15 protein-coding genes are annotated in these 12,835 nt (G+C 60.2%); 5 read left to right on the top strand and 10 right to left on the bottom strand.

Annotation, left to right across the window (positions count from 1 at the left end):
* Positions 1-83 precede the first annotated feature (83 nt).
* On the bottom strand, positions 84-767 hold the full coding sequence (locus J5286_RS10800; RefSeq protein WP_245205790.1) for a pentapeptide repeat-containing protein: 684 nt from the start codon (positions 765-767) through the stop codon (positions 84-86).
* Positions 768-890: 123 nt separating this feature from the next.
* The gene (locus J5286_RS10795; protein WP_018900012.1) at positions 891-1,739 is read right to left on the bottom strand and encodes a cell envelope integrity EipB family protein; all 849 of its coding nucleotides are present in this window, start codon (positions 1,737-1,739) and stop codon (positions 891-893) included.
* A gap of 136 nt (positions 1,740-1,875) precedes the next feature.
* On the opposite strand from J5286_RS10795, the gene J5286_RS10790 reads away from it, so the two are divergent.
* From J5286_RS10790 to J5286_RS10775, 4 genes are all read left to right on the top strand, one after another.
* Positions 1,876-2,343: a RidA family protein gene (locus tag J5286_RS10790; protein WP_113235827.1), complete on the top strand. Its 468-nt coding sequence runs from the start codon at positions 1,876-1,878 to the stop codon at positions 2,341-2,343.
* A complete protein-coding gene (locus J5286_RS10785) occupies positions 2,343-3,062 on the top strand; it encodes a glycerophosphodiester phosphodiesterase (RefSeq protein ID WP_209190344.1) in 720 nt (239 codons plus the stop codon). Before J5286_RS10790 ends, J5286_RS10785 begins: the two co-directional genes overlap by 1 nt.
* A 93-nt stretch (positions 3,063-3,155) precedes the next feature.
* Positions 3,156-4,346 (top strand): GNAT family N-acetyltransferase, encoded by a 1,191-nt coding sequence (locus tag J5286_RS10780; protein ID WP_209190343.1) that lies wholly within the window; start codon positions 3,156-3,158, stop codon positions 4,344-4,346.
* A 52-nt stretch (positions 4,347-4,398) separates the two neighbouring features.
* Positions 4,399-4,824, top strand: coding sequence for an HIT family protein (locus J5286_RS10775; protein WP_018900016.1), 426 nt, complete (start codon positions 4,399-4,401; stop codon positions 4,822-4,824).
* Here J5286_RS10775 and J5286_RS10770 read toward each other — a convergent pair.
* From J5286_RS10770 to J5286_RS10735, 8 genes are all read right to left on the bottom strand, one after another.
* A complete protein-coding gene (locus J5286_RS10770; RefSeq protein WP_209190342.1) occupies positions 4,808-5,752 on the bottom strand; it encodes a phosphatase PAP2 family protein in 945 nt (314 codons plus the stop codon). The two genes, J5286_RS10775 and J5286_RS10770, sit on opposite strands and share 17 nt — an antisense overlap.
* 124 nt (positions 5,753-5,876) lie before the next feature.
* Entirely contained in the window at positions 5,877-8,378 is a 2,502-nt protein-coding gene (clpA, locus tag J5286_RS10765; protein ID WP_018900018.1) for an ATP-dependent Clp protease ATP-binding subunit ClpA, read from the bottom strand.
* Positions 8,379-8,388: 10 nt separating this feature from the next.
* Positions 8,389-8,742: an ATP-dependent Clp protease adapter ClpS gene (clpS, locus tag J5286_RS10760; RefSeq protein WP_018900019.1), complete on the bottom strand. Its 354-nt coding sequence runs from the start codon at positions 8,740-8,742 to the stop codon at positions 8,389-8,391.
* A 259-nt stretch (positions 8,743-9,001) separates the two neighbouring features.
* Positions 9,002-9,370: a phasin family protein gene (locus tag J5286_RS10755; protein ID WP_047510208.1), complete on the bottom strand. Its 369-nt coding sequence runs from the start codon at positions 9,368-9,370 to the stop codon at positions 9,002-9,004.
* Between the two features lie 233 nt (positions 9,371-9,603).
* Entirely contained in the window at positions 9,604-10,038 is a 435-nt protein-coding gene (locus J5286_RS10750; protein ID WP_209190341.1) for a DUF3597 domain-containing protein, read from the bottom strand.
* A 150-nt stretch (positions 10,039-10,188) separates the two neighbouring features.
* Entirely contained in the window at positions 10,189-10,392 is a 204-nt protein-coding gene (locus tag J5286_RS31525; protein ID WP_018900022.1) for a DUF3126 family protein, read from the bottom strand.
* 137 nt (positions 10,393-10,529) lie between these two features.
* Complete coding sequence (gene cysE / locus J5286_RS10740) at positions 10,530-11,378, bottom strand: serine O-acetyltransferase (RefSeq protein WP_026283285.1); 849 nt, start codon at positions 11,376-11,378, stop codon at positions 10,530-10,532.
* A 200-nt stretch (positions 11,379-11,578) separates the two neighbouring features.
* Positions 11,579-12,364 carry an alpha/beta fold hydrolase gene (locus J5286_RS10735; RefSeq protein ID WP_209190340.1) on the bottom strand — a complete coding sequence of 262 codons (786 nt, stop codon included), beginning with the start codon at positions 12,362-12,364 and terminating at the stop codon, positions 11,579-11,581.
* A 185-nt stretch (positions 12,365-12,549) separates the two neighbouring features.
* Here J5286_RS10735 and J5286_RS10730 point away from each other — a divergent pair, with 185 nt between their 5' ends.
* Positions 12,550-12,795: a zinc-finger domain-containing protein gene (locus J5286_RS10730; protein ID WP_018900025.1), complete on the top strand. Its 246-nt coding sequence runs from the start codon at positions 12,550-12,552 to the stop codon at positions 12,793-12,795.
* Positions 12,796-12,835 lie beyond the last annotated feature (40 nt).

The following is a 12,835-nucleotide window of genomic DNA, read 5'->3' as shown; positions in this document are numbered from 1 at the left end:
CTCCCCGCCCCGGAAAATCAAGCCTTATCGGCAAAATAACCGCCATGCCCGGCCTATAGACACATTCTGCCCCCTTAGGAGGATCAATCGGCGTCGCACGGCCAGCTTGTCGGCGTCGCCATGCCCTGGGGCAGCTTGGTCTTCGAATCGCCGCAGGCGAGTGCCACCTGCGCCTCTTCGAGCCCGGTCGCCTGTGACAGATCCAGTCCGCTGATCCTTGTCAGGAACAGGAAGGCGCGGTCGAACGAGATCGGACCGGTGAAGGTAGCGCCGCTCAGGTCGGCGCGAGACAGGTTGGTGAGCGAGAAATTCGCGCCCGTTACATCCGCGCCCTTGAAGTTCACGCGGCTGAGCTCGGCCTTTTCGAAATTGACACCCTTGAGCGTTGCACCACTGAAATTGGCTCGCTGCAGTTCCGCACCTGTGAAATTGGCACCCTCGGCCTTAACGCCCTCGAAGCCGGACCGATAGGCCTCGACCTTGGAGAAATTCGCCTTAGTGAGATCGGAGCCGGTGAACCAGGCACGAACCAAGGTCGCCTTCTCCAAATTGGCGGAAGCGAGATTGCTGTGGCTGAGATTGGTGAGCGTGAAATCAGCGTCGGCGAGATTTCCCTTCTGGAAATCGCCGTCCTGCAGCATCAGGTTCTTCTTGTTGCAGCCACCCCAATCGATACCGGCCGACGCGGTCGAGCCGCAATCGGCCGCGGAGATCGAACCAGAAAATGCAGCCGCCAGCATGGCGACAGCCAAGGCCGTCGCGGCCATGATCGATACTCTAAAGCCTGGCAAAATATGCACTCCGCTCGCCGTCAACGCTCATTATAGAGCGATCTCTAGCACAGAGCGCGTCGCTTTGCATACCGTGTCGAATTGAAACGACGAAATCGTTCAACGCGTGCAATTACTTACAGGTGATGTTTTGGCGTCCAGAAGCTCCAGCTTAGAGAGCTTGCCGGTCAGGACGAAATCGCCGTAATCCATCGTCAAGTCGCGGGTGATGCCGTTCTCGTACAGCTTGAACGACATGCGATAGACCGGAAGGGCGTCGGTCTTGGTGTTCTCGTTGAAGTAAGAGATCGTCACCGGCCAGAAGCTAGTTTTGGAAAAGGCGCCTGCATTGCCAGCATCGGCCTCGACGCTGACAGGTGTCACCGCCTTGCCGACAACCGTTGTCGTCGCCAGCGCCTTGTCACCATCATCAGAGCCATCGAAGACGCGGGCTTCGAACAGGCGGGTGCCGGCCTTGGCGTTCTTGATGACATCCATCATGTGCTCGGTGGGGAAGCGGCTGGCGGCCAGCTGCAGCTCCTTGCTCGATGGCTGCTTCAGATCCACCTTGGTCCCGTCGGCCTGATCCTGGGCGGCGCCGTTCACTTCCTTGTCGAGCTGGTCGTCGGTAAACGACTTGGTGTCGAAGGTGAACTTGCGGTCCTTCAGGTTCTCGAACGTATTGGTCTGCTGATCGCTGACGCGCACGGCATCGCCGGTGTCAATCTGCGTCACGAAGCGGAACTTCGTGGTGTAGCCGGTGCAATAGTCGCCGTCGAATTCGTAGACCATGCGGCCGGACATGCCCGAAATGCCGGAGCGTTCCGACGCGTCCTTCAGTTCCAAATCATAGATCGCCCGATGCGCGATCAGGCCCGTGGCCATTACGGCACCTGCAGCGGGTGTCGCCGCATGAGCGGTTGCCGAAACGCCTGCGAGGAACAGCGCGGCAAGACTCGATCGGACCATTGATAATCTCCTGTTGGACTCACCAACGATGTTATAAGAACGCATCCGGCTAAATCGAGGCTCGATCGTGTCACAAAATTGATTCAAGCCCAGATGCATAGTTTTAGAACTATTCACAACAAAAGCGGAGAAGAAAATGTCCGATCAGATCGCAGCACGGCTCAAAGAGATGGGGATATCCTTGCCCCAGGCTGCAGCACCCGCAGCCAACTACGTTTCCTACGTCATCTCGGGTAACGTGCTGCACATCTCCGGCCAGTTGCCGATCGAAAACGGCAAGATCGCGGTTACCGGCCACCTCGGCCGCAATGTCGACGTCGCCACGGGCCAGCGCGCCGCTGAACTCTGCGTCATCAACATCCTGGCGCAGGCAAGTGCAGCACTCGGTGGCGATCTCGGCCGCATCAAGCGCGTGATCAAGCTGAACGGCTTCGTGGCCTCCGTGCCTGAATTCGTCGAGCAGCATCTCGTGATCAACGGCGCGTCGAACCTGATCGCCAATGTTCTCGGCGATGCCGGCAAACATGCGCGTGCCGCCGTCGGCATGGCAGCGCTGCCGATGAACGCCGCCGTCGAAATCGATGCCATCATGGAAATCGCATAATGACCTCTGCAGCATGGCTTAAGGAACGTCCCGTCGCCCACCGCGGCTATCACGACCAGAACAAGGTCGTCTGGGAGAACACGCTTTCCGCCTTCGCGCGCGCGGTCGAGGCCGGCTTTGCGATCGAATGCGACCTGCACTACGCCTCGGATGGCGTTCCTGTCGTCTTTCACGATGAGAATCTGGAGCGGCTTTGCAATCTGAAGGGCGACGTGCGCGAGCGCACATCGAAGGAACTCGGCATGCTCTCCGTCGGCGGAACGGCCGACAAGATCCCGACGCTTCGCCAACTTCTCGAACTTGTGAAGGGAAAAGTGCCGCTCGTAATCGAGCTCAAGGGCCGCGAAACCGACGATGAAGGCTTCGTTGAAGCGGTGCTGGAGGAGCTCGAAGGCTATGAAGGCCAGGTGGCGCTGATGAGCTTCGACCATTGGCTCTTGAAGGAACTGAAGGCGCTGAACGCTCCCTACCCGATCGGGTTGACGGCCGGCGGAAACAAGCCGGAAGAGTTCCAAGCCCATGAAAAGGCTATGAAACACGGTCTCGACTTCATTTCCTATTTCTTTGCCGACCTGCCCAACCCGTTCATCACAGCGGAGCGAGAAAAGGGCATCGTCGTCATCACCTGGACGGTTCGTGACGAGAAGGCGCGCAAGCACACCTTCGAGAACGCCGACCAGATGACCTTCGAGGGCTTCGACCCGCGCGCGTCCGTTTGACGCTCGCTTTTTCAACAAGCCCTCGCTTTTTCATCAAGATACGCGCAGACTGGCGATGCCCCCAAATCATTGAAACGGTCTCGCATTCGCTCCATGACTGATGAACTTTCAATCCGCATAGAGCGGTCTTTCACCGCGATTTCCCCGGAGAGCTGGTCCAAGCTCGCCGGGGCCTCCCGATCAAGCACATCGATCGCCTACAACCCCTTCGTCTCGCATGCCTTCCTGTCGTCGCTCGAGGAATCGGGGTCGGCAACAGCGGAGACGGGATGGCTTGGGCATCACATGCTGCTTGAGACGGCAGACGGACGCCTCGTCGGCGCCCTGCCCGGCTATCTCAAGAACCACAGCCGCGGCGAATATGTCTTCGACCACGGCTGGGCCGACGCCTTCGAGCGTGCCGGCGGCCGCTATTATCCGAAGCTGCAATGCTCGATCCCCTTTACGCCCGCCACCGGCCCGCGCCTTCTGGTCGCTGAGGACTATCCGCGCCTGGCCGTACAGGACGCGATGGCGGAAAGCCTGAAGGAAGTCGTGCGACGGCTCGGCGTCTCCTCCGCGCACATCACCTTCGTGCCCGACGACGAGATGGCGGTGCTGGAGAGCGAGGAGTATCTGCACCGCACCGACCAGCAATTCCACTTCATCAATGAAGGCTATGCCAACCACGATGAATTCCTGGAAACGCTCGCCTCGCGCAAACGCAAGGCGCTGCGCAGGGAGCGTCGGGCGGCGCTCGAAAACGGCATCAGCATCGATTGGCTGACCGGCAGCGACCTGACCGAGGATATCTGGGACCAGTTCTTTGCCTTCTACATGGATACCGGCAGCCGCAAATGGGGACGGCCCTACCTGACGCGGGAATTCTACTCGCTGATCGGCGAGCGCATGCCCGAGGATATCCTGCTTGTCATGGCCAGGCACAATGGCCGCTACGTCGCCGGCGCCATCAATTTCATTGGCTCCGAAACGCTTTACGGCCGGCACTGGGGCTGCATCGAGGATCATCCCTTCCTGCATTTCGAGGTCTGCTATCACCAGGCGATCGATTTCGCGCTCGCCAAGGGGTTGAAGCGGGTGGAGGCAGGCGCGCAGGGAGAGCACAAGCTGGCGCGAGGTTACCTGCCGGTGACAACCCACTCGGCCCACTATGTCGCCCATGCGGGCCTTCGCCAGGCGATCGGCGATTATCTCGCCCGCGAGCGCGATGACGTCGAGCACATGAACGAGATTTTGAGCGAGCACAGCCCGTTCCGTCGCGGCGAGCGGCTACAGGAGGATTGACGCCCTCGCCTCAGCCGCGCTACGCGAACAGGACACCATCAGGAGAGATAAGATGACGAGCGCGGCTTACGACACCAACAACATCTTCGCCAAAATCCTGCGTGGCGAGATCCCCTCGGTCAAGGTCTACGAAGACGAGCACACGCTGGCCTTCATGGATGTGATGCCGCAGGCGCCAGGCCACGTGCTCGTCGTGCCGAAGGCCGCCTCGCGCAACCTTCTCGACGCCGATCCGGCCGCACTCGCCAAGACCATTCCCGTCGTCCAGACGATCGCCAACGCGGTCAAGGAAGCCTTCGACGCCGATGGCGTGTTCGTCTGCCAGTTCAACGAACCGGCCGCCGGCCAGACCGTCTTCCACCTGCACTTCCATGTCATCCCACGCCACGAAGGCATCGCGCTGAAGCCGCATTCCGGCCAGATGGAAGATGGCGCGGTGCTGGCGGCGAATGCGGAGAAGATCAAAGCGGAGCTTTGATCGCTGGAGAAGCGGCTCGCGTCCTGGCCGAACCGCTTTCCGTCTGCCGCAAGGCGACAGCCGCAAGAGCATAGGAAATGGTGAAGACCACCAGTCCGCCAATCACGTCCACCAGATTGTGCCCGCCCTGAATGACGACGGCGGGCATCATCACCGTATTCAAGACGAGAAAAGCTGGGCCAACCCAGCGGATGCGTATCATGAACACCACGGACATCGCGGCCATGACCGTGTGAAACGACGGAAAGCCGATTATGCCGAGCACGTTCTTCGGCGAAATATAGGTCGCGCCGCTCCTTCCGAGTTCCACCACTCCGGCGTTGTAATCCGGTCCAACCGCTAACGGCACCGCATCGGTCACTGCCTGAGGGAGGCTGTAGATCGACGATGCGCCGTATGACGGGAAAAATGACCAGCAGATAATGGCCAGCAGCGCGCCGATGACACCCGTCAGAAGAAAATGCTGCAGAATCCGCAGCCGTCCGGAGAAGCCCAGAACGAAGATGACGACCAGCAATTGGGGCAGCGACGTCGCGTACACGACCCGCAGCACCATTCCGATGCGTGGATAATGCGATGCCCACTCGACGAAGAGCGGCCAATTGAAGCCGAAGAACGCGTCGAAACGCGCCAATGCGGGATCGACAGGGTCGCGGACAATCGGAAACAGCAGATAGTTGAAGACCGATCCGGCGATGGTGAAGAGGATGAAGAGGCCGGCGGCCGTGGCCGTCGCGGCAATAGACGCGTTGCGCCTGACGTGGCGATAGAATTGCCCGAGCGCCATCGCACCAAGGCCGCAGCCAACCATGCCGGCATAACCGACGACATCGATCCCGACGTCCTTTGACCACAGCAAGATGCCGTCAAGCACCGCAAGGGCGGCGATGACAGTGATGATGATGCGCTCGGCGGGCAGAAACACCATGAATCAGGCTCCTAATATCGCCCGATATAGCCGATCGCTTTTAACATTCGCCTAAGTCGATGCCGCGCCCGGCAAGCAACGGACATGAAAAAAGGCGGCTCGAAAGCCGCCTTTTCTATTCGCTTTACTTCTTCGGCACCCTTGGCACCGCGCCCTTCTTCGGCGCGCTCTTGACCTCGGGCTCGGCAACCGCCGCTGCCTTCGACTTCTTGACCGTGGCCTTCTTGGCCTTGGCCTTCGTCTTCAGCTCGCCGTCATCCTCGTCGTCCACCTCGGGGTGCACGACCTCGGCTTCCGGCTTCGGCTTGATCGGCGCGGTGTCCGATACGGCTTCCAGGATGATGCCCGGCTTGCCGTCTTCCTTCGGTCCGACGGTGACGTTGACGACGCCGCCCTTCTTCAGCTTGCCGAAGAGGATCTCGTTGGCCAGCGGCTTCTTGATAACGTCCTGGATAACGCGCGCCAGCGGACGGGCGCCCATCTTTTCGTCGTAGCCCTTCTCGGCCAGCCATGAAATCGCATCCTCGTGCAGGTCGAAGGTAACGTTCCGTTCGGAAAGCTGGGCTTCGAGCTGCATGATGAACTTCTGCACGACCTTGTGGATGACCACTGTCGGCAGCGGCGCGAACGGGATGACCGCGTCCAGACGGTTGCGGAATTCCGGCGTGAAGATGCGGTTCAGCGCTTCCTCGTCCTCGCCCGTCCGCTTGGACGAACCGAATCCGAAGGCGGCCTTTGCCATTTCCGACGCGCCCGCATTGGTCGTCATGATCAGGATGACGTTGCGGAAGTCGATCTTCTTGCCGTTGTGGTCCGTCAGCGTACCGTGGTCCATCACCTGCAACAGGATGTTGTAGATGTCAGGATGGGCCTTTTCGATTTCGTCGAGCAGAACCACGCAATGCGGGTGCTGGTCGACGCCATCGGTCAGGAGACCGCCCTGGTCGAAGCCGACATAGCCGGGAGGTGCACCGAGCAGACGCGAGACCGTGTGCCGCTCCATGTACTCGGACATGTCGAAGCGCAGAAGCTCGACGCCGAGCGACGAGGCCAGCTGCTTGGCAACTTCCGTCTTGCCGACGCCTGTCGGGCCGGAGAAGACGTAGGAGCCGATCGGCTTGTTCGGTTCACGCAGGCCGGCGCGCGCCAGCTTGATCGAGGTCGAAAGCGCTTCGATCGCGAGGTCCTGGCCGTAGACGACCGAGCGCAGTTCCTGCTCGAGATTGGCGAGAACGGCTTCGTCGTCCTTCGATACGCTCTTCGGCGGGATGCGGGCCATCGTGGCGATCGTCGCCTCGATTTCCTTCTCGGTGATCAGCTTGCGGCGCTTGGACGGCGGCAGCAGCATCTGGGCCGCACCGGTTTCGTCGATCACGTCGATCGCCTTGTCCGGCAGCTTGCGGTCGGAGATGTAGCGGGCCGACAGCTCGACCGCCGTCTTGATGGCGTCGTTCGAGTAGCGCAGGTGGTGATACTCTTCGAAGTAAGGCTTCAGCCCCTTCATGATCGCGATGGCGTCGTCGATGGACGGCTCAGCCACATCGATCTTCTGGAAGCGACGCACCAGAGCGCGGTCCTTCTCGAAGAACTGGCGATATTCCTTGTAGGTGGTCGAACCGATGCAGCGGATCGCGCCCGAAGACAGAGCCGGCTTCAAGAGGTTCGATGCATCCATCGCGCCGCCCGAGGTGGCGCCGGCGCCGATCACCGTGTGGATTTCGTCGATGAACAGAACGGCACCAGGATACTCCTCGAGTTCCTTGACGACCTGCTTCAGGCGTTCCTCGAAATCACCGCGATAGCGTGTGCCGGCAAGCAGCGTGCCCATGTCGAGCGAGAAGATCGTCGCATCGGCCAGCGCTTCCGGAACCTTGCCTTCCATGATCCGCTTGGCGAGACCCTCGGCAATCGCCGTCTTGCCGACGCCGGGATCGCCGACGTAGAGCGGATTGTTCTTCGAACGGCGGCACAGGATCTGGATGGTGCGGTTGACCTCGGCATGACGACCGATCAGCGGATCGATCTTGCCGGTCTTGGCCTTCTCGTTGAGGTTGACGCAATAAGCCTTCAGGGCGTCCTGCTGCTTCTTGGCGCCGCCTTCTTCCTCGGTGCCGCGAGCGGCATTGGGCTTGCTCTCGGCTTCGCCTTCCTCGGCGCCACGCGGCGTGCGGTTTTCCGAAGAGCCGGCGCGCTTGCCGATGCCATGCGAGATGTAGTTGACCGCGTCGTAGCGGGTCATTTCCTGCTCCTGCAGGAAGTATGCAGCATGGCTTTCGCGCTCGGCGAAGATGGCGACGAGCACGTTGGCGCCGGTCACTTCCTCGCGGCCGGACGACTGCACATGGATCACGGCACGCTGAATGACACGCTGGAAGCCGGAGGTCGGCTTCGAGTCTTCATCGTATCCGGTGATCAGGTTGGAGAGTTCATTGTCGACGTATTCGACGAGCGTCTTCTTTAGCGCGACGAGATCGACGTTGCAGGCACCCATGACGGCTGCCGCATCGGCGTCGTCGATCAGGGCGAGCAGCAGATGCTCGAGCGTCGCGTATTCGTGATGCCGCTCGTTGGCAAAGGTCAGTGCCTGATGGAGCGCCTTCTCAAGACTAGGCGAAAATGTTGGCACGTTCAGATCCTCACTTCTTTTCCATGACGCATTGCAGCGGATGCTGGTGCTGTCGGGCGAAGTCCATCACCTGGCTCACCTTGGTTTCCGCCACCTCGTATGTAAATGTTCCGCATTCGCCAACGCCGTGGTTGTGGACATGCAGCATGATGCGGGTGGCACTTTCACGGTCCTTCTGAAAAAACCGCTCCAGGATGTGGATGACGAATTCCATGGGCGTGTAGTCGTCGTTCAGAATAAGCACGCGGTACAGGTTAGGCTTCTTGGTCTTCGGTTTGGTGCGCGTTATGACCGAGGTGCCGCGATTTCCGTTGTCCCCGTTCCTTTCGCTGTCATCCTGCATCCGGACGGGCGTTGCGATCATTTTCATTCGTTCCTCGATCAACCCGGCGGAGCATGGGAGATGTGCTTTACCCGCCGAATGTCTGACTACTAACTTAGTTCATAATAGAGCGATTTTAAGCCCCTTGCTTCACACTGCAATCACAATTCGCCCGCGTCAGGCGCAAAGACACAAAAATAGCGCGCAGATTTGAGACTGCCTGACGGCAAAACAAAAAGACCGGCTGCAGATGCGTAGCCGGTCTTTGTATTTCAAGAGGTAAGAGACGTGTGCGCTAAGCTTACGCCGCCGTCTGCGTCGCCACCGGCGCCGGCTTCATTGCCTTGGTGGCGGCCGCGACCGGCGCCTCGTAGGGCTTGTAGGCGCTCTTGGCGATGTCGGAGTACATTTCCGTCAGCTTCGTCGCTTCGGCGACAAAGCTTTCATAGGCGGACTTCACATAGCTGGTCTGCAACTCGAAGACGGCTTCGAAGCTGCGGGCGCCCGAGAGCGTCTCGAAATGCGTGACAGCGTCCTGAAAAGACTTCTTGGAATATTCGGTGGTTTCCGTCGCGATCGCCTGCATACCCTTGGCGGTTTCCGAGTAGCTTTTCAGCACCGCGTCCATGGCTTCCTTGCTCTTGCGATTCGTGTCCTCAAAATTCAGCATGACTATCCTCCTTTGCCGTGCGTCTATGAACAACGTTAGCTGCACCGCACACGAAGTCAAGCGACTTTGTGCAATGCAAAACAATCATTGGTTGCGACGACGATTGTAATCCTGGTCCGATTTTCGAGCGACGTACGTCTTTAATTGATTTCGCTAAAATATATCAGGCGGCCGCAACCGTAAGCTTTGGATAAAAACTCGGTTGCGCGCCGCGAATACTTTCTCGGCGACTATCAGTCGAGGAGATCGGCCGGAACCTTACCGCCATTCTCAGATAGCTTCTTCAGAAGCGCCTTGTGCAGGAACATGTTCATCGTCGCCGAGTCGTTCTTGTCGCCGGTATAGCCGAGCTCGGTCGCCAGCTCCTTGCGCTCGGTGAGGCTCGCATCCATGCCCACCGCCTTCATGAGATCAACGATCGAGCGGCGCCAATCGAGCTTCTGGCCATTCTTCTTCACGGCGGCGTCGAGCACCATGGCGATATCGACCGAGGTCGATGGCACGGAAGTGGCTGGCGATGTGGGTGCAGGGGTCGGAGACGGGCTCGGGGCGGCTGAAGGCGATATCGGCGCCTGCGCGGGCTCAATCTTCGGCGCGGCGGCCGGCGTTGCCTCGGCGGCGTGTGCCTCACCCCAGATTGCGTGTTTGATCTTGTCGAAAATACCCATGTCCGGTTTCCCCTTGATGGTGCTCGAGCACATGCTCAAGCCCAAGATGGGGCGCAAGACCGGGTGGTCCAGAGCGGGACCAGCAATTTCGGCCAGGCCGCGACGTCGCGGCCCAGGCACAATCGGTGCGAGACAAAGCTCGCGACCGGATCAGAGGTCGACGTCGAGGATCGCCATCGAGAAGTTGTACGAGCGGTCACCGTCCTCGTCATCGATATAGACGACGCCCAGAAATTCCTCGCCCATGTAGACTTCAGCGGAGTCGTTCTTGCGCGGACGTGCCTTGACGATCATTTCCGGGTTGAACGTGCGTTTGAAATAGGCGTCGAGTTTCTTGATTTCTTCGGGCTTCACACTGCATCTCCTGAGCGGTCTCAATGGCCGCTTTTTGCATGGGAAATATCGGCCTGTAAAGGCGCGGAGCCGGCTGTGATACCGCTTTCCCCGCCGTTCTTCAGGCCCTGTTGTCGCTATGAGCGACGCGAAAACGCCTAGATGTCGGCGCCCATCACCTGATCCATGATGACCTGATCCATGAGCCTGGATGGTTCCGAACAGCCGGCCGTGCCGACCACCTTGGCGGGTACGCCCGCGACCGTCGTCTTCGGCGGCACCGCCTTCAGCACGACGGAGCCGGCGGCGATGCGCGAGCAATGACCGATCTCGATATTGCCGAGGATCTTGGCGCCGGCGCCGATCAACACGCCGCTGGCGATCTTCGGATGGCGATCGGCGCCCTCCTTGCCGGTGCCGCCGAGCGTGACGCCGTGCAGGATCGAGACGTTATCGCCGATGACGGCGGTTTCGCCGACGACGAGGCCCGTCGCGTGATCGAGGAAGATGCCGCGGCCGATGCGCGCGGCCGGGTTGATATCGGTCTGGAAGACGCTCGACGAGCGGCTCTGCAGGTAGAGCGCCAGATCACGGCGGCCACGATTGAGTAGCCAGTGCGCGAGGCGATGGGTCTGCAGCGCGTGGAAACCCTTGAAATAGAGCAGCGCTTCCATGAAGCGCAGGCATGCCGGATCGCGGTCGTAAACGGCCTGGATATCGACGCGCAGGATGGCGCCCCATTCCGGCCAGTCGGCCAGCATCTGGTCGAAGGTCTGGCGCAGCAGGATCGCCTGCATATCGGGGTGATCGAGACGCTCGCAGATGCGGTAGATCACGCATTCCTCGAGCGAGCGATGGTTGAGAACGGTCGAATACAGAAATGCCGCCAGCACCGGATCGGCTTCGGCGGCAAGACGCGCTTCCTCGCGCAGGCTATCCCAGATCGGGTCCATCGCCTTGAGCGAACCTTGGGTCTCAAGAGGACGAATGTCTGACTTCGCGACCATCGAGGTCTCCTTGTCTTCCGAATGGCATTCCATCCGGGCATTGTATTCCGGCCGGATCGCGCGATCCGGCCACGCCACTGGCGCTTGAGTGTCACCCTATATAGGGCAAAATCCGGCTGATATAAATGGGGCGGCGGAAACAGCTTTTCGCTATTTCCGCATTTTGGTGAACGATCGCCCTTGCGCGCCCGCCCCTGATGTCACCGATCGGAGAGTTCCGCATAAAAGTCGAGAACGGCCGCCTTGAAAACCTTGTCGCCGACGGCAAGCATGTGGTCGCGGCCGGGGATATCGAGCGCGCGGGCATCCGGCATCAGCGCCGCCAGTTCCTGCGGGGAACCGGCGATATCGTCCTTGGTTCCGACGGCGACCAGCGTCGGCGCCTCGATCTTTGCCATGTCGCTGCGTTCGACCAGATCGCGCGAGCCCCTGATGCAGGCGGCGAGCGCCTGGCGGTCGCTCTTCGTCTGCTCGGCGAAGGCGCGGAACATGCGGCCGCGGGCATGGGTGACGCCATCAATCGACGGTGCGAGAAGCGCGTCTGCGATCGGGTCCCAATCGCCGACACCATCGGTCATGCCGATGCCGAGGCCGCCAAGTACCAGCGAGCGGACGCGATCGGGCCTGCTGAGCGCCGCGAAGACCGAGATGCGGGCGCCCATCGAATAGCCGATGAGGTTGGCTTCCGGGATGCCGAGATGATCGAGCAATGCGATGGAATCAGCCGCCATGATCCACGGGCGATAGGCTTCGGAATCATGCGGTTTATCGCTTGCGCCGTGGCCTCTATTGTCCATCGCGATCACCCGGTATCCGGCCTCGCCCAGCGTCTTCAGCCAGCCCGGGTAGACCCAATTGACGCTGGCGGTGGAGGCGAAGCCGTGGATGAGCAGTACCGGCGGTCCCTCGGGATTTCCATCGTCGAAATAGGAAAGGTTGAGGCCGTCGTGCACGAAGGTCGAAAAGGCAGGCGTATTCAAGTTCATCGGGGCAGTCCTGTTTTGCCGGGACCATATTTTATCGGGCCGCTGACGGGAACCCCTGCCCCAATCAAAAAGCACGCCCAAACGCGCCTCCAAAAACTATCGGGCGCGCCTCTCCTTTGGCTCGACACATTTCCGGCGACGCACTATAAGGTGCGCACGTTTTCAAAGGCATTCGGAGATCCCTCATGGCCGGTCACAATATCCCTCACTTCCAGAACGACGGCGGACACCGTGTCATCGAAGTCGGCGTGAAGGAATTCATGTGCACCGGCGCCTCCGTTCCCTACGACCACCCGCATATTTTCATCGACATGGGCGACGAGAACGAGAAGGTCTGTTCCTACTGCTCGACCCTCTACCGCTTCAACGGCGCACTGAAGGCCACCCAGACGAACCCGGCCGGTTGCGTCTTCCACTTCCAGGTCGCCTAAGTCACACGTCGCTTAATTCACCGAAACACAGATTGGATCG

Origin of the sequence: Rhizobium sp. 16-488-2b, from assembly GCF_017741815.1 — a bacterium.
GTDB lineage: Bacteria > Pseudomonadota > Alphaproteobacteria > Rhizobiales > Rhizobiaceae > Rhizobium.
Note: the sequence above shows the minus strand (reverse complement) of the source record. Positions and strands in the feature narration are given on the sequence as shown.